The organism is Streptomyces sp. NBC_01476 (assembly GCF_036227265.1).
Classification (GTDB): domain Bacteria; phylum Actinomycetota; class Actinomycetes; order Streptomycetales; family Streptomycetaceae; genus Actinacidiphila.
This window is the reverse complement of record NZ_CP109446.1, coordinates 387,336-406,655: the sequence shown is the minus strand read 5'-3', so window position 1 is coordinate 406,655 and position 19,320 is coordinate 387,336. Positions and strand designations below refer to the sequence as shown.

The window sequence follows — 19,320 nt, the reverse complement described above, 5'->3', positions numbered from 1 at the left end:
ACACGCACGGTGTCTTCGTCCCGCGGCCGTGAGCCCGCCCCGACCGGGGACGGCCCGCGAAGTCCAGCCGCGCAGCCCGCACGCCCCGACGGTGCCCGTCCGACGCCTACCGCCTCCGCGGGTCCTGGGTCCGACCACGGGGTTGTCGGCCGACTCGCCGCGATCGGGACGCGGGCTGCGAAGCGTTGATCAGCGCCGGGGCGGTCGAGGCGGACGGGGGAGCCGCCCCTGCTCTTCGCCGCGGCGGGGAAGGCGCCACCGGCGACGCACCGGGCCGCTGGTTCGTACGCGGGCAGGCCGCAGGCAGGGAGGCCGTCTCCCTGGACCGGCCGCCGTTCGCGCAGACCAGCTCCCACCTGGCGGAGACCGCAGCACCGATCCGCAACGCGGAACGCCGCCCGGACTACGCCCCGGAGGCCCTGCAGCCGCCGCCCGTGAACTGCCGAGGCTCCGGGTCGAACTCGCCGCAGCCGACCGCCGCTTGCGTTGTCTCACCGACGTACGTGCCGCGGTCGTCCTCCCCTCGGCTCCGCGTGACGCGCTGGTCGACTCCAGGCAGATGGGGCGGGCGGCAGGCCACTGGGCTGGACGCCGCGCCGACGACCCGCCTTGACGAAGTCAACCCACAGTTGCTGACCCCCGCTGGCCGGCAACCTCAAGGACGAGACGACAGCCCATCAGCCCGGCCTCCCGAACGCACCGCCCGGCACCGCCTGAGTTGCCGGCCGCGCTCAGCCGTTCGCGCCTCCTGCCGGACTCGCCCGGCGCAGCCCCCCACCTCCGGCGCAGCGGCGCCCCCGCACCCCGCGGCGGCCAGCCGTGAAGCACGTGGGTCCCCGCCGCGGAGCGGCACGCGCCGCAACCTCCCCGCGTCCGGGCGGCCCCGGGACCGCCAGGACGCGACGCCCCACAGACCACGCTGTCACCAACTCCCAGCCCACAGGCCCCTCGTCCGCCCCGCGTCGCGGACCTGGACCGACACCGCACCCGGCACAACGGCACATTCTCCGTTCGCAGATATTGACAACGTTGTCTACGCGAGCCACGCTAGCGGCGATTTCCATCCGGCTGCGCCGCCGTGCGAGCCCTTCGTCGTGCGTGGAGTTGTGGAGTTGCCGTATGGCCCGAGAACTTTGTCCCTGCTGATGACCACGGCCGAGGACTTTTCCGCACCCTTCCCGCGCCGATCCGCGCGAGCCCGCCGCCCGGACGCGTCCTTCGTCCATCATGTCGGGGCGGACGGACCGGCGGACCCGGAGCGAGTGCCGCACCGGCGACGTGCACTCCGCCCGCGGCGGACGGAGGGCGGCAGCCGGGCTTTCCCCTCGCGGCAGGCGACGGCCGCGACAACTCTCCCACCGAAAGGCTCTGTTGTGTCACATCACCCCCATGCTCACCTCTTGTCCTTGAGACGGTGGGTGAGCACGGCCGCGGCACTGATGCTGCCGGTGCTGGCGCTCGCCGTCCCGCCGGCGGCGCACGCCGCGACGGCGAAAGGCACCGCACCGGCGGCCGGCAGCTTCAGCTCCTCCTTCGAATCGGCCGACCCGCAACCGGCTGTGAACACCGTCGAGGTCGACGCGCACGGCAACCCGGTGCAGAAGAACCTGAGCGGAACGAGCCCCTCGGGCCTGCCCGGCAGCCTGCTCGGCCAGGTCACCGCGGTGACCGCGAGCGCCGAGAACGCCCCCGGCGAGGTCGCGGTGAACCTCAAGGACGGAAACCCGTCCACCAAGTGGCTCACGTTCAGCTCGACCGGCTGGGCGGCCTACCAACTGGCCAAGCCCGCCGCGGTGGTGAAGTACTCGCTGACCTCCGCGAACGACTCACCCACGCGTGACCCGAAGGACTTCACCCTTCAGGGCTCCGACGACGGCAGCGGCTGGGTGGACCTGGACAAGAAGACGGGGGTGACCTTCAGCGGCCGGTTCGCCACCAACACGTACAGTTTCACCAACACGACGGCCTACGCGTTCTACCGGCTGAACATCACCGCGAACTCCGGCGACTCGATCATCCAGCTCGCCGACTGGGACATCAGTGACGGCACCAACGTCCAGCCCCCGGCCACCCCGATGGTCACCACCCCCGGGTCCGGCCCGGTCAGCGGCTACAACATGAAGCCGAGCGCCGGATTCACCGGAGTGGCCTCGCTGCGGTACTCGGGCGGCGCCCAGGCCGACGGCGAGGCGTCCGCCACCAACCAGCTCTTCGACGTCCACATCCCGGTGGGACCCAAGAGCCGGCTGTCGTACAAGATCTTCCCCGAGTTCACCGGCCGTGACGCCCAGTACCCGTCGACGTACGCCGCCGTGGACCTGCACTTCACCGACGGGACCTACCTGAGCCGGCTGTCGCCGGTCGACCAGCACGGCTACCGGCTCACGGCCGCCGGCCAGGGCGCGTCGAAGGTGCTCTACGCCGACCAGTGGAACGCGGTCGAGTCGGAGATCGGAAAGGTCGCCGCGGGCAAGACGATCGACCGCGTCCTGCTCGCCTACGACGACCCGCAGGCCAAGGCGGCGACCCGTTTCCAGGGCTGGATCGACGATCTCACCGTCACGGGCACGCCGACGCCGATCGACGCCTCCAGCCTGACCAACTACGTCGACACCCGCCGCGGGACCAATGCCTCGGGCTCCTTCTCACGCGGCAACAACCTGCCCATCTCGGCGGTGCCGAACGGCTTCAACTTCTTCACGCCGGTCACCGACGCCTCGTCCAACTCCTGGGAGTACGAGTACCAGCAGGCGAACAACGCGGCGAACCTGCCCCTGCTGCAGGGACTCGCGATCTCGCACGAGCCGAGCCCGTGGATGGGTGACCGCGACCAGATGTCGGTCATGCCGGTGCCGGCCGGAGGATCGCTGACCGGTTCGCCGAGCAGCCGGGCACTCGCCTTCAGCCACGACGACGAGATCGCCCGGCCGGACCTCTACCAGGTCACCCTGCAGGACGGCCTGGTCGCGCGGATGTCGCCGACCGACCACGGCGGCGTCATGCAGTTCACCTTCCCCTCCGGGCAGGCCACCGGAAGCCTCGTCTTCTTCAACGGCACCTTCACCATCGGTACGGACGGTACGTTCACCGGCTGGGTCGACAACGGCAGCGGTCTGTCCGCGGGGCGTACCCGGATGTTCGTCTCCGGCACCTTCGACCGGGCGCCGACGGCCTCCACCGGTACCTCGGCGACCTTCGACACCTCCTCGAACCGCCAGGTGACGCTGCGCATAGCGACGTCGTTCATCTCGACCGACCAGGCCGGCAAGAACCTCGGCCTGGAAGTCACCGGGCGCAGCTTCGACCAGATCCACACCGCCGCCACGGCCGCGTGGAACAACCGCCTCGGCCGGATCTCGGTGGCGGGTGCCACCCAGACCCAGCAGGTGACGCTCTACTCCAACCTGTACCGGCTGAACCTCTACCCGAACTCGCAGTCGGAGAACACCGGCACCGCCTCCGCGCCGCACTGGCAGTACGCGAGCCCGGTGTCGCCGGCCACCGGCACCACCACCGCCACCAGCACCGGCGCGAAGCTCGTCGACGGTCAGCTCTACGTCAACAACGGCTTCTGGGACACCTACCGCACCGTGTGGCCCGCCTATTCGCTGCTCTACCCGGACGTCGCCGCCAAGATCGCGGACGGCTTCGTCCAGCAGTACCGCGACGGCGGATGGATCGCCCGCTGGTCCTCCCCGGGCTACGCCGACCTGATGACCGGCACCAGCGCGGACAACGCACTGGCCGAGGCGTACCTCAACGGCGTGAAGCTGCCCGACCCGCTCGCCGCCTACGACGCCGTGGTCAAGGACGCGACGGTCGCCTCCGGGCGCAGCGAGGTCGGCCGCAAGGGGATCGAGTCCTCGCTCTTCCTCGGCTACACCCCGACCTCCACCGGCGAGTCGGTCTCCTGGGCGCTCGAAGGCTTCATCAGCGACTACGGCATCGGCAACATGGGCGCGGCCCTGGCCAAGGACCCGAAGACGCCGAAGGCGGAGCGCGGCCGGCTCAAGGAGGAGTCCGCCTACTTCCTGGAGCGCGCCCGCGACTACGTCAACCTCTTCGACACCAAGACGAAGTTCTTCGAAGGACGCACCGCGAGCGGTGACTTCCTCGCCGGCGACCCGCTGGACTGGGGCGGCGTCTACACCGAGACCGACGGCTGGAACTACGCCTTCACCGCGCAGCAGGACGGCCAGGGACTGGCCAACCTGTACGGCGGCAAGAAGGGGCTGGAGCAGAAGCTCGACCAGTTCTTCGCCACTCCGGAGAACGCCGACCACCCCGGCGGCTACGGCGGCACCATCCACGAGATGGTGGAGGCACAGGCGGTGCGGATGGGCCAGCTCGGCATGAGCAACCAGCCGTCCCACCACATCCCCTACATGTACGACTACGCCGGCGCGCCCGCCAAGACCCAGGCGCTCGTCCGGGAGATCATGCAGCGGCTCTACGTCGGCGACGAGATCGGCCAGGGCTACCCGGGCGACGAGGACAACGGCGAGTCGTCGTCGTGGTACATCCTCAGCTCGCTGGGCATCTACCCGCTGCAGGTCGGCTCCTCCAACTGGGCCATCGGCTCACCGCAGTTCACCAAGATGACCGTCCACCGGAGCACCGGCGACATCGTCGTCAACGCGCCGGCCAACAGCACCAAGAACGTCTACGTGCAGGGCGTGACGGTCAACGGCAAGACCCAGCGTGCGGTGTCCATCGACTCGTCCGTCCTCGCTCACGGCGGGACGATCGACTTCCGGATGGGCCCGAACCCGTCGTCGTGGGGCACCGGCAGCAATGACGCCCCGCCGTCCCTGACCAAGGGCAGCGCGGCGCCCGAGCCGCTGCAGGACACCACCGGCCCCGGGCTCGGCACCGCGACCGCCGACGGCGGGCAGGACGCCGCGAAGCTCTTCGACGACACGTCGACGACGCAGGTGACCTTCGCCACCGGTACCCCGCAGATCACCTGGGTGTTCCGCGGCGGCAAGCAGACGCCGACGACGTACACCCTCACCTCCGGGGCGGCTCCGGGCGACCCGGCGGACTGGAAGCTTCAGGGGTCCAATGACGGGATCACCTGGACCACGGTGGACTCCCGCAGCGGCGAGGTGTTCCCCTGGCGCGACCAGACCCGGCCGTTCACCATCGCCAAGCCGGGACGGTTCGCCCAGTTCCGCCTGGCGGTGACGAAGACCGCGGGAGCCGCGCAGACGAACCTCGCCGAGATCGAACTGCTCGCCGGCGGCGACGTCCAGCTCGGCGGCGACACCGTCAGTGTCAGCGCGGCACAGAACCCGGTGCCCGCGACGTCGGGTGTCGCGGTGTCGGCGCCGCTGGCGACCCTCACCGGTGGCACGGCGAGCGGCTACCAGGCCACGGTCAACTGGGGCGACGGGTCACCGGCCACCACCGGGGTCGTCTCCGCCAGTTCGCGGGGCGTGTACAACGTCACCGGGTCGCACACCTACGCCAAGCCCGGTTACTACCAGGCGAGCGTCCAGGCGACCGACGGCACGAGCCAGGGGTCCACGACGGTCGGGGTCGACGTGTCGTACGCCCCGGCTTCCGGCCTCACGGCGGCGTTCGACACCGTCTGCGTCGGCGACGACGGCGTGCTGGCTGCGGACTGCGACTCCGTGGGCTACGGGTTCTCGCGCACCGCCCTGGCGGCGGCCGGCGTGACGCCCGGCAAGCAGCAGCAAGTCCCGGGAACGGCACTGCACTTCACGATCCCGGCGACCGGCGCGGGTGCGCCGGACAACGCGACCGGCAACGGCAGCACGATCGTGCTCAACCTGCCGGACGACGCCAAGAGCATTTCCTTCATCGGCACCGGAACGGAGGGCAACCAGAGCACGACCGGCACCGCGACGTTCAGCGACGGCAGCACCGCGAGTGTCCCGATCCAGCTGAGCGACTGGACGCTGGGCGGCAACGCCAACGGCACACCGGCGTACGGCAATGTCGTCGTCGCCAAGTCCGCGTACCGGCTGGCCGGCACGGCCAAGGACAGCGCGCAGCCGTTCCTGTTCGCCACGACTCCGTACCAGATCCCGGAGGGCAAGACACTCGTCTCGGTCACCCTGCCGACGCAGACCGGCGACCCCGGTTCTGTGGGCAGGATCCACGTCTTCGCCATCGCCGACGACGGCACCGCGGCCCCCGCGCTGACGGCCACCGCCGGGAAGGACCAGACGGCCACCGCCGGCAAGGCCCTGTCGGCGGACCTCGGTTCGGTGACCGGCGGGGTCACCGACGCGACCGGCTACCACGCACAGGTCCAGTGGGGTGACGGTACGGTGCCCGAGGACGTCACGGTCGGCGCCTCGGGTTCGCTGAGCGGACAGCACACATACCAGCAGCCGGGCACGTACACGGTGCACGTCACCGCCTGGGACACGCTGTCCAGCATCACCGGGACGTTCACGGTGACCGTGGCGGGGGAAGCGGCACATCCGTCCATCACGGCAACGGTGACCTCCAGCGGCAAGGGTAAGAGTTCGGTCGTCGTCACCGGCACCGGATTCACCGCAGGCGAGCGGGTGACCGTCAAGCTCGGCACCGGCCCCGCTGCCGTCGTCACGGTGAAGGCGTCCTCCGGCGGAGCGGTCCGCGCGACCGTCGAGGTACCCCGGAACACGCGGCCGGGACGCTACTCCGTCACCGCCACGGGTACGTCCTCGCGGACCCCGGCGACGGCCACCGTGCAGCTGGGCGCCCACTCGTCCGCACCGGCGTACCGTACGCCGGTGATCCCCACCAGCACCCCGAAGCCGGGGGGTGGCGCCGCCTGAGGCTCCCGCTGACCGGGCCGCACTGAGCGGACCGGTCAGCGACCCGCCCCGCCCGACGCCGTCGGCGGACGACCCCTCCGGGGGCCGGCCCGCCGGCGGCGTCTCGCGCGCCGGACACACCGGACTCGCCGGGCCTGGGGGGCCCGGGTGGATGCCGGGGTCTTCGCGGCCGATGAGTCTTGTCGCTCCCGGCGGTCTCCACCCCCGAGGATCTTCCTGTTCCGCTGCTGAGGAGGAGACGGCGAAGGATGAGCGTGTTCGTCTTGATTCCCGGGGCCGGGGGGCGCGGCCTGGTACTGGCATCGTGTCGTGCCGGAGCTGCGGGCCAGAGGGCACGAGGTGGTCGCTGTCGAACTGCCGGGCGCTGACGAGTCCGCGGGGCTGCCCGAGTACACCGACGCGGTGGTCGCCGCGGTCGGCGATCACGACGACGTCGTGGTGGTGGCCCAGTCGATGGGCGGCTTCACCGCCCCGATGGTCTGCGCCCGCGTCCCCGTGGCGCTGCTGGTGCTGGTCAACGCGATGATCCCGCTGCCGGGCGAAACACCCGGGGCCTGGTGGGACAACACCGGATCGCAGGAAGCCCGGGTCGCGGCGGCCGAAGCGGGGGGCTACGCCGTGGAGTTCGACCTGGACACCTACTTCCTGCACGACGTGCCGTCCGAGGTCGCCGCCGACGTGGGTCAGCAGGGCCCCGAAGCCGAGATCGCCTTCACCCAGCCCTGCGACATCGCACAATGGCCCGACGTGACCACCCGCGTACTCGCCGCGGCCCAGGACCGCTTCTTCCCCCTGGACTTCCAGCGCCGAGTCGCCCACGACCGCCTCGGCCTCCCAACCGACACCATCCCCGGCGGCCACCTGGTCGCCCTGTCCCACCCCACCACCCTCGCCACCCGCCTGACCACGTACCCACACTGACCAGCGGGGCGGTTCCGTCCGCAGTCCGGATCCGGTGGTCGCAAGCTGTCCGGGCCCGGGCCGCACCGGACGTTCGTGGGGATGTTCGCAGGGCGAGCGCGCGGTCAGGGGACGGGAGGGCCGGGACGCTGGGGCTCGGGGCGGGCTGGCGCAGGCTTTCCCCGCTCCGCGCCCGGTCGGTGCGCAGGCATGAAGGAGACCGGCCCCTTCCGGTGAAGCGTCGCGACGCTGGGGGTCAGCTCTTGCGGAATTCGTCGACCATGGCGTCGGCGTCCGCGTTGTTGGGCTCGCTGTTCACGTTGCCGACGCCGGTGCGCCCGCCCTCTTCCTGCCACTTCTGCATGAGTTCGCGCTTGCGTTCGTTGGGCAGATTTTCCACCCACTTCCGATTCTCCGGCGACATCCGGCCTGTCATCTCAGCCATCGGGTTCTCGGACATCTCACATCCTCCTCGGCGGCGATAAGCCTGCTGCGGACATTTACAACGTCTCAAATGACCGGTCCCGCCGCCACCGGAGACCTTTGGGCGGCGGGGCCGGACCGGCCCGGGACGACCGGCCGGAATCCAAGATCGTAGGAAGGCGTCCGGACGGGCGACGCGCCTGACGGCGGTCAGTACGTGACGAAGATGCGCCCGGCTGCCGCCTGGAGGATGGTGGATGCGTGGGGCGTTTTCCCGGGACGCGCCGGTTCGCGCAGCGCCACAAGAGGTCCCGGGGACGGTGGAACCACCAGCCCGCAGGACTCCCGGTCGGTGTCGGGTGAGTGCCCCAGGCGAAGCGCGTTCTCCTCTCCCCAAGGGAAATCGCTATGGATTCCAGTACCAGGGCAATGATTGCTGTCGGCGTGGCGGCGGGTTACATCGTCGGCCGCAACAACAAAGAGAAGCTCGCTCTCAGCCTTCTGTCCCTCGCAACGGGCCGCGCCCTGGACCCCATGGCGCTGCTGGGCCAGGGCATCAGAAAGCTCACCGAGAGCCCCCAGTTCGAACAATTCAGCGAATCGCTCACCAGTGCCCTCGAACAGCAGACGCGCTCGCTCCTGGAGAGTGAGGCCGCCGGGAAGCCGGAAGACGTAGAAGACGTAGAAGATGAGGAAGATGTAGAAGGCGCCACAGACGAAGGGGACGAGGAAGAGGGCGCCGGGGGAGAGGAAGAGCCGGGGCACCCGGACGACCAAGCGGTGACGCCCGCTCCGCCTTCTCCGCCCCCCGCCGCCAAGCAGACGAAGACCGCACCGCCTTCCGCCCGGGCAGCCGGACCGAAGAACCCTCCCGCCGCGAAGGCGAAGGCACTGGGGAGGAAGGCGAAGGCCGAGAGGTCCGCCAGAAGGCCCGGACCGAAGAACCCGCCGGCCGCGAAGGCCATGGCCAGGAAGGCCGCCGCCGAAGGGGCAGCGGGGAAGGAAGCCCCCGCCCGTGGAAGCCGGCGCAGGTGAGTACGGCGGCAGCGCTGACCCATGCCCGAGCCCCGTCCTCCGTCCGGTCGCAGCGGCCTGTGACTCCGATCGCCCGGAAACAGCCCATGCGCAGGTCTCGGCCGGGCCCGCCGGACGTCCGGCCCGCGGGTATCCCGCCGACCCGCCCCGGGACACGGGTGCCGCGGGGGCGACGAACCACACCGGCCCCGAACAACCGATGAGAACCAACGGCCTCACTCGTCAGTGGAAGGCGGAGCATCGTGGGTGAATCGAAGAATGTCGGCTTGGCCGCGGCCATGGCCGGGGGCTACGCACTCGGCCGTTCCAAAAAGGGACGGATAGCCCTGACCGCCGCAGCGCTCCTGGTGGGCAAGGGTCTCAGTCCGCGCCACGCGATATCCGGCGGCATTCACAGACTCCCAGGAGTCCCGGCGAAGAAATCCGAGGAGACGCCGGATGCCGAGCAGGGCGAGGAGGCCGAGGAGCAAGAGGAAGCTCATCACAACCCCCTCGCACGCAAGGCACGTGCCGTCACGTCGGCAGCCGCGAAACGCCCCCTGACGGCTCTCACCGACGCCCTGCACGAACGCACGCTCGCGCTCGGCGGCGAGCCAGAGTCAGAGACGGTGCCGGAGTCGGAGCCGGATGAAGAATCGGCCGAAGAAGCCGACGACGCATTCGACGGCGAATTCGACGACGCATTCGACGAGGACCAGGACGGCGAAGAGGCCGACGAGGAGCCTCCCCCGCCCGCGAAACCCCGGCGGCGTCCGACGGCCGAGAAGCGGACCGGCGGTACCGGGAAACCGAAGTCCTCCGCCGGGAGGTCCGCGCCGGGCAAACCCGCCGCGTCCAGGAAGCAGGCCGCGGCGAGGAAGCGTCCCGAGGAGAAGTCCGCTCCTGCGAAGAGGACCGCGGCGAGAAAGGACTCGCCCACCAAGAAGTCGGCCTCGCGGCCTCGACGGGAGAGGTGATCTGTGGTGGCAACCGATCAGAAGGACGCCGGGACCGATGCGACCCCGATGACGCTTCTCAAGCAGGAGCTTCGCCAGTATCTGGGTGCGCAGATGAAGCACTTGGCGCAGAAGGCCGGGAACAAGCTGACCGACGCGACGGGGCTCTCCAGTGTCGACGAGGACAGCGGGACCCTGCCGAAGATCGGCGCCCGGGTACTCCACGGCGAATCTCCGGTGAAGGCCGTCGCCGGCGAAAAAGCCCAAGACGTCAAGGAGAAGGTCACCGGAAAGGTCAAGGACATGGTGCCGGGCGGCGGATCGGGCGGGGGCGATCAATCCGCCGACACCAAGGCCATGACCATCGTCGAGACGATCGACGTCGGGGTGCCCTTGCGTTTCGCCTACGACCACTGGACGGAGTACGACAGCTTCAGCGGATTCACCAAGGGCGTCAAGGAAGCCGAACGCGGTGACGAGGCGACCAGTGAGTGGACCGTCAAGGTCGGGCCGTCCACGCGGAAGTGGAAGGCCACGGTGCAGGAGCAACTGCCGGACGATCGCATCGTGTGGACGTCCGAGGGTTCTCAGGGCACCACGCAGGGGGCGGTCAGCTTCCACGAGATCGCTCCCACGCTCACCCGGATCGTCCTCGTCGTCGTGTACTACCCGTCCGGAGTCGTGGAGAAGACCGGAAACATCTGGCGGGTGCAGGGCAGGCGGATCCGGCTGGACTTCAAGAATTTCCAGCGGTACGTCACCTTCTCCGAGGACGAGCCCGAGGGATGGCGCGGCGAAATCCGTGACGGGGAGATCGTCCGCACCCATGACGAAGCGGTCGCCGAAGACGAGGACGAGACGGACGGCGAAGACGAGGACGAGACGGACGCCGATGAGGAATACGAGGACGAGACGGAGGACGAGGACGAGTAGATTCCCCGCCCCGCTTTTCCCGGTGTCGCCCGCGCGGAACGGTAGCCGATCCGGCATGACGACGACATCGCTGCGGGCCGTGGCCCTTGTGTGCACCCTCCACCCGTCTCCGTCCCGTTCGAGTTCTTTCCGCGGCCGTGCCGCCCGGGGCGATACGTCCCCGGGCGGCTCCGGCGTGGCGAATAGCCGCCGGCCGGCCGTTCCCGCGTGGCGGGCCCGCCCCCTCGGACCCAGGCCGGTCAGCCGCCGGTGCGCTGGTCGTCGCTGGCCTGGCGGAGCCGGTGGGTCTGATGAGTGATGGTGTCGACGCGGGCCGCGAGCTCGGGATGGCCCTGGAGGTGCGGGCGGGCGGCTGTCAGGGGAGCGATCAGGTCCGCGGCATTGTCGGTGCCCAGCGCCTGGTCGAGGTCGAGGAGGGTGGCCCGGGCGCCGGCGGGCAGGTCGGTGAGGGCGGTGATCCGGCCGGCGAGCCGCCGCAGGTCGGCGGCGTTGAGGCGGGCCCACGCGGTGATGCTGCGGTCGGCCGCGCGGCGGTCGCGGGTGGCTTTGACGCGCTCCTCGCCGGTGGTGCCGGGGTGCCCGGGACGCAGCCGCAGGTAGCGGCGTTCGGCGGCCTGGCGGCTGGCCACGCCGAGCGGCGCGGCGAGATCGGCCCAGCTGGCGCCGGCTTCACGGGCCGTCTCGATCAGTCCGGTTTCCCAGCCGGCGAGCCGCTCTCGCACCTCCCGGAGCAGGAGCAGGGACGCCAGGGCCTGCTCGGGCAGGGGGTCGGGGCCTGGCCGCCTGTCGTCGTCGGCGGCGGTGCGGACGGCCTCACCGATGGCTTCCAGGGCCGCGGAGGCGGCGAGAAAGGAGACCGGATCGGTGCGCGGGCCGTCGGGCGGGAACGAGGGATCGGCAGCGTGCATGGGACCTCCTTCGGTGGCGTCACCTCTCGGATGACATCGGAGTTGTCAACGAATGGATGACATGCTACAACGGATCTCAGGTGAAGCGCATTGGCAGTCTCACTGCCTGGACCGACTGGAGGTGTTTCGCGATGTTGATGCGCACCGACCCCTTCCGCGAACTGGACCGCCTGGCTCAGCAGCTCATGGGCCCGGGGACCTGGTCACGGCCCTCGGCGATCCCGATGGACGCCTACCGCGAGGGTGACGAGTACGTGGTCTCGTTCGATCTGCCGGGGGTGTCCCCCGAGGCGATCGACATCCACGTCGAGCGCAACATCCTGACCGTGCGGGCCGAGCGCCGGCCGGCCGAACGGGCCGAGGACGCGCAACTGGAGCTTTCGGAAAGGCCGTTGGGCGTGTTCTCGCGTCAGATCACGCTGGCTGACGTCCTCGACACCGAGCGCATCGCGGCGGACTACGACGCGGGTGTCCTGACGCTGCGGATCCCGATCACCGAGCGTGCCAAGCCCCGCCGGATCTCCATCGGCGCCAAGCCCGAGCACCAGCAGATCAGCAGCTGAGCGGCGAGCCGCCCGACCGCCCGCACCTGCCGGTGGTCACCGCCGGGGCGGGGCCGCCGCCCCGTCCCGGCCCCGCCCACGGCCCCGTTCTCCTGCCTGTCCTTGGCTCGCAAGCCCGCACCCCGAGGAGGCTGAGGTGACCCCGCGTACGGAAGCGTTCCTGTCCCGGGTGCAGGAACGCGGCGAATACGACACCCGGCACGAGGCCGAACGGGCGGCCCGCGTCGTCCTGGCTCTCCTGGGCGCGCACCTGGTCGGCAGGGAACGCGCGGAACTCGCCGCCCGCCTGCCGGAGACCTACGCACTGATCCTGCTCAACCCCCTGCCGGCGGAAGAGCCGCTGACCGCCGAACGATTCGTGCGCGCGACCGCCGCGTGGATCCCCGGCGCCACGGAGCAGACCGCGACCTGGGACGTAGGCGCCGTCCTCAGCGCGGTCTCCGACGCGGCCGGCCGGGAACTCACCGACCGCATTCTGCTGCAGCTCCCTCCCGGCTACGACCTGCTCTTCGGGCTGCCACAACCCACCTGACCCCCGCTGATCCGCTGATCCGCTGATCCGCTGATCCGCCGATCCCCGGATCCACCCGCTGTGCGTACCCACCCCGAGCGAGAAAGGCAGACGTCCCGCCCATGTTTTCCCGCCCCGCATCCCGTACGAGGTTCGAGCAGCTGCTGGAATCGGTGCGCTACGAGGGCGCATATCCCACCAGGCAGCGGGCCGAGGAAGCGGTCCACACCGTGCTGGCCGCCCTCGGGCGGCAGCTGACCGGCGAGGACCGTACGGCGCTCGCGGCCCAGCTCCCGGTGGAGGCGGCGATCACCCTCACCGCCCAGGTTCCCGACCGTGAACAGCTCAACGGCTGGGCCTTCGTGGCGGACATCGCCGCCCGTACCGGCGGCACCCACGCCACCGCCCGCTGGGACGCCGGTGTGGTCCTCACCGCGGTCGCCGCCCTGGCCGGCCGCGAGCTTCTCGCCCGCATCCTCGACCGGCTGCCCGCCGGCTACGCGCTCCTGTTCGGGCGCGCCGAACTCGTCCAGGCCGCCTAGGGACGCGGCGGAGTACGGTACCGGCCTGCCGGGGGACGTCGAGCCATCGACGTCTCCCGGCGACCCGGCGATCGTGAGAACCTGACGCTGACGGCGGGCGATGCAATCGGAGGAGGTGCGGGCGGATGGCGAACGAGGCGAACGAGGGGACAGGAGATGCGCCCGCACCGGAGACGACGCAGGCGGGCGGACTGCCCGGCCTGCTGGGGGCCGCGGCCTGTCTGGTGGACGAGCGTGGCGCGATCGCCGCGGTGAACGCGCCCGCGGAGCGACTGCTGAGAAGGAACGCGGCCGATCTCGTCGGCCGGGACGCCCATGACCTGCTCCACCGTGACCGCCACGGCCAGCCTCTGGCCAGGGCCCAGTGCCGCATGGTGGAGGCGTTCCTGGGCCGGCGCACGCAGGGCGGCAGTGGCTGGTTCGAGCAGGGCGACGGGGCGCTGGTCCAGCTGTCGTGGCTCGTCACACCATGCGCCACTGCACGGGATGAGCTGGGCGTGCTGGTGGTCTTCTACGACTCCGGCCCGGAGCCGGCGGCCACCGATGTGCCGGAACCCGGCGGTGCCGGCAACTCGACGCTGCCGGAACTGGAACGCCTGGCGCTGCTGGCCGAGACGACCACCCGGCTGACGTCGACGCTCGACAGTGACGAAGCTCTGCGCCGCCTGGTGCGGCTGGTGATCCCGCGGCTGGCGGACTGGGCGGTGATCGACCTGATCACCGAGGTCGACGAGGTGCAACGCACGATGGTGGTGCACCAGGAGGAGGGCGAACTCGTCGTCCGGGAGGACTTGCAGGGGCCGATGCCGCCGGTGCCGGCCGAATCGCCGATGCCCCTGTCGCGGGCGTTGCGGGGCGCGGCGTCGACGCTGGTGACACCGGTGACGTACCAGGGGCCGCCGGACTCCGGAATCGCCCTGGAACAGCAGCGGCTCTTCGAGGCGACGGGCATGCACTCGGCGGCGATCGCGCCGATCCGGGGCGTGCGGGAGGTGCTGGGCGCACTGACGCTGGGGCGGTCCAAGCGCCCCGACCCGCTGACCCCGGCCGATCTGTCCCTGCTGGAGGACATCACCCGCCGCACCGGACTTGCCCTGGACAACGCCCGGCTCTACCAGCGCCAGCGCAAGATCGCCGAGACGATGCAGCGCCACCTGCTGCCGCAGCTCCCCTCGGTGCCGGGACTGCAGATGGCCGCGCGCTACGTGCCCGCGCCGAACGACTCGCAGGTCGGCGGTGACTGGTACGACGCCTTCCTGCTGGCCGACGGCACGACGGCCCTGGCGATCGGCGACGTGGTCGGACACGACCTGGACGCGGCAGCCGGGATGGCGCAGATCCGCAGTGTGCTGCGCGCCTACGCGTGGACCCACCACGGGCCGCCCAGCGCGATCCTGAACCGGCTGGACACGTCGGTCACGCACATCACCGGGGTGCCGATGGCGACCCTGATCTTCGGGGTCGTGGAGCGCTCCGAGGACGGCACATGGCGCCTGGCCTGGACGAACGCCGGCCATCCGCCGCCCCTCCTGGTCACCCACGACGGGCAGGCCCGCTACCTCACCGACGGGCACGGGATGCTGCTCACCACGGGCCTGTCGCCGGTACGCACCGACGCCTACCTCACGCTCCCGCCGCAGTCGACGCTGGTCCTCTACACCGACGGGCTGGTCGAGAGCCACGACCGCCCGATCGACGACGGCATGGACCGGCTGCGCAAGCATGCCGCTTCGCTGGCACACCGCCCGCTGCCCGCCTTCACCGACCTGCTGCTGGAGCGCGCCCGCCCCGCCGGCAATGACGACGACGTCGCCATCCTCACTCTGCGCACCCCGGCCGCCCTGGGGGATCCGCTTGCGAACGAGGCTCCCCGGGCGGGCCGTTGACAACAGGTCAGGCCGCGGGCTGGGCGGTGGTCGCCTGGAGGGCGAACGACGCCACGATCACCTCCGTCGGCTGAGATGCGGGCGTGATCCCGCGCGAAAGCCCGCCCGCGCACCGGTCCACCGGTCCGCGGGCGGCCCGTTGCGCGGTGCCTCAGGCGCCGACCCGCGGTGGTGTGCGGGTTCCGTAGACACGCTGGGCGCGGGAGGCGTAGAGGCGGGGCCCGAGCAGCGGCATGATCAGGCGGGCAGGCGGCGGCGCCTGCGCGAGCAGATCCTTGATCAACTCGGGGTCCGCCTCGTACATCGCCATACCGAAGGTCAGCGGCAGCGTCTTCTTCGAGCTCTTGGCGAACCCGTGCTCGGCCAACTGGTTCCACTCGGCGGCGGTGACGTGCTTCTCGGCCAGCGGCAGGATCTCCTTCTCCTCCAGCGCGAGATGCTCGACCAGCGCGGACAGCAACTGCTCCAGGGCGCGGGCGAGTTCCTCGCCGCCCTGTCCCGTGGCACGCCACCCGGGCAGCAGCCCGGTCACCTCGTCGTAGGCCCGGTGTATGGCGTTGTGCTGCTCCTCCATCGTGGGGACGATGGCCGCGCTCGCCTCGCCGCCACGCTCAAGGAGCAGCGGCCACAGCACCAGGTCTTCGCCTTCGTGGTGCAGATGCAGGACGCCGCACACCAACTCGACGTGGAGCGCGACGACTTCCGCACGCTTGGTGTCGTTCGCAGCCACGTCCAGCACCGCCTGCGGCAGGAGGCGGAACTCCCGGCGGAGCATGGTGTGGGCCATGTACATGTCCCGTACGTCGGCCATGGGCTCGTTGCTTGGGCTGTTCACTGGTACCTCGATCGATGACAATTGGGTGGCAATGGTCAGGGGTTACGACGGCCCCGGGGAAGCGGCCGAAGCCCGCAAGGTTGCCACAGATGCCGTCGTCGGCGTTACCTGTCCTGGGCACGCACAGCAGTGGTCACGGCACGATCACTGCCTTGAGTGGCTCGCCGCGGCCCACCGCGTCGATCGCGTCCTGTGCCTGGTCGAGCGAGAAGCGGTGCGTGACCATCTCGGCGAGCGGGAACCGCTGGTGGCACATCCGGGTGATCCGGATCGTCTCGTACATGTGCCGCGGCGTCGTATAGGCCGAGCCGATCACGCTGATGTTGCGGTTGTTGAGATAGCGCGGCTCGACCGGCGAGGTGCCCGGCGCGGACCACAGGCCGAGGATGATGTACGTCCCGTCGGTGGCCACCAGCGGGAGGCCCTCGGTGAATGCCGGGACCCGGCCGGCGGCCTCCACGATGACATCGGCGCCGCGCCCGCCGGTGATCTCCATGACCGCGGCGGCCCGCTCCTGCTCGCTGGTCTTCGTCACGTCGATCGTGGTGGTGGCGCCGAGCCTCTTGGCCATTTCCAGCCGGTTGGGCGGTGCGCCGAGTACCGTGACGCTCCCCGCGCCGGCGAGGTGTGCCAGAAGCGTCGCGGCCAGGCCGACCGGCCCGGAGCCCTGCACGACGACGTTCTGCCCGTACTGGATGCCGCCCAGCCGGTCCAGGGCATGGAGGACGGTCGGCATGGCGCAGCCGAACGCGATGAGGGCGTCGGCCGGGACATCCGCCGGGACCTTGAAGAACGCCGTGCGGTCCGGCAGCCAGGCGTACTCCGTGTAGGTCCCCACCGGCGGCTTGTCCGCGTGCTGGTGCAGCTGGAACGTGACCAGGTTCGGACACATGGACACGTCTTCCAGGACCGTGCAGTAGTAGCAGCGGTAGCACGGCTGCGCCGGCTGCCAGTAGATGACGTCTCCCACCGCGACCGGCTCGCCGGCGCTGTCGGTGGTGATGCCGGAGCCGAGTTCCTCGATACGGCCGATGGCCTCGTGCCCGAGGACCATCGGGTTGGGAAGGCTGATGTCACCGGACTGGAGGTGATGGTCCGTGCCGCACACGCCCGACATCTGGACGGACACGATGACCTCGCGGCCGGCCGCGGAGGGGGTGGGGCGCTCCCAGATCTCCAGGGGCGAACCGGGCTTCACCAGCACGGCACGCTTCACATTGCGCATGTTCTGTCTGTCCTTCGTCTGATTCTGTGAGTCGAGGATCTTGGCCGGGCCGACCGGTGGGGTCACCGGGCGTAGCCGCCGTCGGCCATGACGGTCTGGCCCGTCACGAAGGCGGCGTCGTCGCTGGTGAGGAAGGCGATGGTGCCGGTGAGGTCTTCCGGCAGTCCGTTGCGCTTGATGGCCTGGGCCTGCGCGGCGGCCTCAAGGGCTTCCTGCGGGTGGACCTGCTGGGAACCCGGGGTGATCGTCAGGGTCGGGCCGACGGCGTTGACGGTGATACCGAACGGGGCGAGGTCGTTGGCCAGGCCGCGGCTGAAGCCGATGTTGCCCATCTTGCTTGCCATGTAGTGCGAAATACCGGCGACGTTGGTGACGATCGAGTTGGAGGTCAGGTTGACGATGCGGCCCCAGCCGCCCTTCTTCATGGTCGGCAGCACCGCCTTGACCATGAGGAACTGGGAGTCCAGGTTGACCGCGAGGACGCGCCGCCAGGTGTCGTAGTCCAGTTCGTCGATGTCGAGGAAGGGGAAGATGCCGGCGTTGTTGACCAGGATGTCCGCCCGCCCGAAGCGGTGTGCGATCTCTTCGCCGACGGCCGCGGTCTGCTCCGGGTTCGACACGTCGGCGGTGAGGCCGAGCGCCGTGTGCCCCTTGTCGGCGAGGAGCGCGACCGTCTCGCCGGGGCTGTTGAGGTCGACCGCGACGACCGTGGCGCCACGCGCGCCGAGATCGACCGCGATGGCCTGTCCGATACCGCGTCCGGCGCCGGTGACAACGGCCACCCGGCCCTCGTGCGTCTGAAAGACCGACATGTCTGAACTCCTTTGCTGTGAACTGATCCGGTTCCGGGCCTTGTGCGGACGGGACCGGCGACTTCGTGGCCGGGCTTCTGCGAGCCCGGGCGTCTGACTGCCTGGGGACCTGACTGCCTGCGGGCCGTTATGCCGCGCGGCCGGCCTTCAAGGTCCTGGTGACCTCGGCGATCCGCCGGCCCTGGAAGGCGCCGGAGGCGCGGGCCGTGCGGTCGACGGGGAACTCCGCCTCGGCACCGGTCACATGGGAGGTGCCGTACGGGTTGCCGTCGGCGAACTTGACGGGGTCGGTGAAACCGGGGGGCACCACGAACCCGCCGAAGTGGTAGATGGAGTTGTAGAGCGCCAGCAGGGTGGACTCCTGACCGCCGTGCAGCTGGGACGTGGCGGTGAAGCCGCTGTACACCTTGTCCGCGAGGAGCCCCTGGCCCCACAGGCCGCCGAGCGTGTCCAGGAACTGCTTGAGCTGGCTGGCGACGTTGCCGAACCGGGTGGGGGACCCGAAGATGACGGCGTCGGCCCACGTGATGTCGTCCGGCGTGGCGAGCGGGATGTGCTCGGTGGCCGCCACGTGGTCGGCCCACGGCTTGACGTTGGCGATCACCTCCTTGGGCGCGAGCTCGGCCACCCGCAGGAGACGCACGTCGGCCCCGGCCTCGGAAGCACCGGTGGCGATGGTCTCCGCCAGCTCGTGAACGGTGCCGGTGGAGGAGTAGTAGATGACGGCGACATTGGGTGTGTGGGGCATGGTGTGGTCCGTTTCGGTGGGGAACGCGTGAAGCCCGGAGGCTTCGGTGAGTCAGGGCGGCGCATAACGTTGCGTGCGCAAACAAGGAAATCGAGAGCCGTCGGATCCGCAGCTTTTGGCCCTGCCGGTCAGACGCGGAGGTCGCAGACCGGACGGGGCACCGAGGCGGCGAACCTCGAACTCACACCCACCATGATTCGGCACGCAGACGCTGCCGCACAGCCTCCCTGTGCACCACTGGTGGTGCCACTGGTGGTGGCACCACCAGTG

General features: G+C 70.5%; 15 protein-coding genes. 9 read left to right on the top strand and 6 right to left on the bottom strand.

Annotated features, from left to right (window positions below):
• Nucleotides 1-1,439: 1,439 nt before the first annotated feature.
• Nucleotides 1,440-6,794: a GH92 family glycosyl hydrolase gene (locus OG552_RS01740; RefSeq protein WP_443071129.1), complete on the top strand. Its 5,355-nt coding sequence runs from the start codon at nt 1,440-1,442 to the stop codon at nt 6,792-6,794.
• 309 nt (nt 6,795-7,103) lie between these two features.
• Nucleotides 7,104-7,715, top strand: a complete 612-nt coding sequence (locus OG552_RS01735) for an alpha/beta hydrolase (RefSeq protein WP_329128934.1) — start codon at nt 7,104-7,106, stop codon at nt 7,713-7,715.
• Between the two features lie 235 nt (nt 7,716-7,950).
• Here OG552_RS01735 and OG552_RS01730 read toward each other — a convergent pair whose 3' ends face one another.
• Entirely contained in the window at nt 7,951-8,154 is a 204-nt protein-coding gene (locus OG552_RS01730) for a hypothetical protein (protein WP_329128932.1), read from the bottom strand.
• A 371-nt stretch (nt 8,155-8,525) separates the two neighbouring features.
• Between OG552_RS01730 and OG552_RS01725 the strand changes: the two genes are divergently transcribed.
• From OG552_RS01725 to OG552_RS01715, 3 genes are all read left to right on the top strand, one after another.
• Complete coding sequence (locus tag OG552_RS01725) at nt 8,526-9,152, top strand: hypothetical protein (protein ID WP_329128931.1); 627 nt, start codon at nt 8,526-8,528, stop codon at nt 9,150-9,152.
• Nucleotides 9,153-9,394: 242 nt separating this feature from the next.
• Nucleotides 9,395-10,108, top strand: coding sequence for a hypothetical protein (locus OG552_RS01720; protein WP_329128930.1), 714 nt, complete (start codon nt 9,395-9,397; stop codon nt 10,106-10,108).
• A 6-nt stretch (nt 10,109-10,114) separates the two neighbouring features.
• On the top strand, nt 10,115-11,020 hold the full coding sequence (locus OG552_RS01715; RefSeq protein WP_329128929.1) for an SRPBCC family protein: 906 nt from the start codon (nt 10,115-10,117) through the stop codon (nt 11,018-11,020).
• A 239-nt stretch (nt 11,021-11,259) separates the two neighbouring features.
• Here OG552_RS01715 and OG552_RS01710 read toward each other — a convergent pair whose 3' ends face one another.
• Complete coding sequence (locus tag OG552_RS01710) at nt 11,260-11,928, bottom strand: hypothetical protein (RefSeq protein WP_329128927.1); 669 nt, start codon at nt 11,926-11,928, stop codon at nt 11,260-11,262.
• A gap of 131 nt (nt 11,929-12,059) precedes the next feature.
• On the opposite strand from OG552_RS01710, the gene OG552_RS01705 reads away from it, so the two are divergent.
• The 4 genes from OG552_RS01705 (at nt 12,060) to OG552_RS01690 (ending at nt 15,430) form a co-directional block, all read left to right on the top strand.
• Entirely contained in the window at nt 12,060-12,491 is a 432-nt protein-coding gene (locus tag OG552_RS01705) for an Hsp20/alpha crystallin family protein (protein ID WP_329128926.1), read from the top strand.
• Between the two features lie 136 nt (nt 12,492-12,627).
• Nucleotides 12,628-13,023, top strand: a complete 396-nt coding sequence (locus tag OG552_RS01700; protein WP_329128925.1) for a DUF2267 domain-containing protein — start codon at nt 12,628-12,630, stop codon at nt 13,021-13,023.
• 101 nt (nt 13,024-13,124) lie between these two features.
• Nucleotides 13,125-13,544: a DUF2267 domain-containing protein gene (locus OG552_RS01695; RefSeq protein WP_329128924.1), complete on the top strand. Its 420-nt coding sequence runs from the start codon at nt 13,125-13,127 to the stop codon at nt 13,542-13,544.
• Between the two features lie 125 nt (nt 13,545-13,669).
• Complete coding sequence (locus tag OG552_RS01690; protein ID WP_329128922.1) at nt 13,670-15,430, top strand: SpoIIE family protein phosphatase; 1,761 nt, start codon at nt 13,670-13,672, stop codon at nt 15,428-15,430.
• A 151-nt stretch (nt 15,431-15,581) separates the two neighbouring features.
• On the opposite strand, the gene OG552_RS01685 is transcribed toward OG552_RS01690, so the two are convergent.
• From OG552_RS01685 to wrbA, 4 genes are all read right to left on the bottom strand, one after another.
• Nucleotides 15,582-16,241 carry a hemerythrin domain-containing protein gene (locus OG552_RS01685; protein ID WP_329128920.1) on the bottom strand — a complete coding sequence of 220 codons (660 nt, stop codon included), beginning with the start codon at nt 16,239-16,241 and terminating at the stop codon, nt 15,582-15,584.
• A 157-nt stretch (nt 16,242-16,398) separates the two neighbouring features.
• A complete protein-coding gene (locus OG552_RS01680) occupies nt 16,399-17,490 on the bottom strand; it encodes a zinc-binding dehydrogenase (protein ID WP_329128918.1) in 1,092 nt (363 codons plus the stop codon).
• A 62-nt stretch (nt 17,491-17,552) separates the two neighbouring features.
• On the bottom strand, nt 17,553-18,302 hold the full coding sequence (locus OG552_RS01675) for an SDR family NAD(P)-dependent oxidoreductase (protein WP_329128916.1): 750 nt from the start codon (nt 18,300-18,302) through the stop codon (nt 17,553-17,555).
• A 127-nt stretch (nt 18,303-18,429) separates the two neighbouring features.
• Nucleotides 18,430-19,050 carry an NAD(P)H:quinone oxidoreductase gene (gene wrbA, locus OG552_RS01670; RefSeq protein WP_329128915.1) on the bottom strand — a complete coding sequence of 207 codons (621 nt, stop codon included), beginning with the start codon at nt 19,048-19,050 and terminating at the stop codon, nt 18,430-18,432.
• Nucleotides 19,051-19,320: the final 270 nt, after the last annotated feature.

Excerpts from the sequence above, each read along its gene's own strand:
- OG552_RS01740 (WP_443071129.1), top strand. The coding sequence starts at position 1,440 with ATGCTGCCGGTGCTGGCGCTCGCCGTCCCGCCGGCGGCGCACGCCGCG.
- OG552_RS01730 (WP_329128932.1), bottom strand. The coding sequence starts at position 8,154 with ATGTCCGAGAACCCGATGGCTGAGATGACAGGCCGGATGTCGCCGGAG.
- OG552_RS01725 (WP_329128931.1), top strand. The coding sequence starts at position 8,526 with ATGGATTCCAGTACCAGGGCAATGATTGCTGTCGGCGTGGCGGCGGGT.
- OG552_RS01710 (WP_329128927.1), bottom strand. The coding sequence starts at position 11,928 with ATGCACGCTGCCGATCCCTCGTTCCCGCCCGACGGCCCGCGCACCGAT.
- OG552_RS01705 (WP_329128926.1), top strand. The coding sequence starts at position 12,060 with ATGTTGATGCGCACCGACCCCTTCCGCGAACTGGACCGCCTGGCTCAG.
- OG552_RS01695 (WP_329128924.1), top strand. The coding sequence starts at position 13,125 with ATGTTTTCCCGCCCCGCATCCCGTACGAGGTTCGAGCAGCTGCTGGAA.
- OG552_RS01690 (WP_329128922.1), top strand. The coding sequence starts at position 13,670 with ATGGCGAACGAGGCGAACGAGGGGACAGGAGATGCGCCCGCACCGGAG.
- OG552_RS01685 (WP_329128920.1), bottom strand. The coding sequence starts at position 16,241 with ATGGCCGACGTACGGGACATGTACATGGCCCACACCATGCTCCGCCGG.
- OG552_RS01680 (WP_329128918.1), bottom strand. The coding sequence starts at position 17,490 with ATGCGCAATGTGAAGCGTGCCGTGCTGGTGAAGCCCGGTTCGCCCCTG.
- OG552_RS01675 (WP_329128916.1), bottom strand. The coding sequence starts at position 18,302 with ATGTCGGTCTTTCAGACGCACGAGGGCCGGGTGGCCGTTGTCACCGGC.
- wrbA (WP_329128915.1), bottom strand. The coding sequence starts at position 19,050 with ATGCCCCACACACCCAATGTCGCCGTCATCTACTACTCCTCCACCGGC.